Source organism: Neorhizobium sp. T6_25 (genome assembly GCF_002968555.1).
Taxonomy (GTDB): Bacteria; Pseudomonadota; Alphaproteobacteria; order Rhizobiales; family Rhizobiaceae; genus Neorhizobium.
In genome coordinates this window covers 1-403 of the sequence record NZ_PVBL01000078.1, presented here as the reverse complement: position 1 = coordinate 403, position 403 = coordinate 1, and the positions used below count along the sequence as shown (strand labels likewise).

The following is a 403-nucleotide window of genomic DNA, read 5'->3' as shown; positions in this document are numbered from 1 at the left end:
CCCTAGGTACTGACGAATCGTCTCGATGAGCTGATCGCGGTCCAGGGGCTTGGTCATATAGGCCGTGCAACCGGCCGCCTGAGCCTTGTCCTGGTATTCGCGACCCGCGTGCGCCGTGACGGCGATGACGGGCACGTTCTGCCCATCCGGCAACGCGCGGAGCATGCGGGTGACTTCCCAACCGTCGAGCCGCGGCCGGGACAGGTCCATGAGGATGAGGTCCGGCGCGTCGTTGCGGGCCCGCTCCAGCCCCTGCTCGCCGTCCTCCGCCTCGATGAGGTCATACAGTCCGCCAAGGTATCTGCGGACGATGTCGCGGTTCTGCTCGCTGTCCTCCACGTACAGCACGCGAGGCAGCTTCCCCGCGGACGCCGCCCGCTGGGACATCAAGAGGCCCTTGGCC

1 protein-coding gene is annotated in these 403 nt (G+C 67.5%); it reads right to left on the bottom strand.

Features of this window, described 5'->3' with window-relative positions; translation table 11 throughout:
- A partial coding sequence (locus tag C5L10_RS33395; protein WP_245448389.1) for a response regulator occupies positions 1-348 on the bottom strand: 348 nt, incomplete at its 3' end.
- Positions 349-403: the final 55 nt, after the last annotated feature.